At 34.3% G+C, this 554-nt stretch carries 1 protein-coding gene; it reads right to left on the reverse strand.

Going from position 1 to position 554, the window contains the following annotated elements:
* On the reverse strand, positions 1-554 hold a 554-nt coding region (locus tag B5E79_RS13290), incomplete at both ends, for an IS1595 family transposase (protein ID WP_143746808.1).

Here is a 554-nt window from a genome sequence, read left to right on the forward strand (position 1 = left end):
TCACTATATCTTAGCTCACACATGGAGTTCATGATCTTCTTGTATATTCCCTTGAAAGTCGTTTTGTTATAGTAATTTTTATTCTGATCTTTCATCTTATATAGTCCAATGTAGTTCTTTAAATACTTGTCTGATATCCCTCTATATCCATGCAAAAACAATTCAATAGACGAATGCAATCTATTGACCTTATCCAATGTATATCCGTCCTTTTCTTTCTTGCCTGATGGAATCTTAATCCATTTAACCCCTAACTTTTTCATCAGTCCATGATATGAGCGAAGGCTGTCACTGACAACTGTACATTGTGAAGGGATTTTGTCTTTATATATTTCATAGAGATTCTTGGTATGTATTCTTCCTCTTTCTGATACCTGTATCACTTTATTGTTGTGTTCATCTATGGCACAGACAATGTTTCTCTTCTGATCGCTAATTCCTCTTTTCTTCTTTGATTCTTTATCTTCAACTGTTATTCCAGGATGTTTAACATCTGAAAGTTTTTCATCAAGGTAAACAACTCCATCTAGTATGCGATCTTCAGCCGTGAGAGA

It is taken from the genome of Massilimicrobiota sp. An134 (assembly GCF_002160815.1).
Taxonomy (GTDB): Bacteria; Bacillota_I; Bacilli_A; order Erysipelotrichales; family Coprobacillaceae; genus Allocoprobacillus; species Allocoprobacillus merdigallinarum.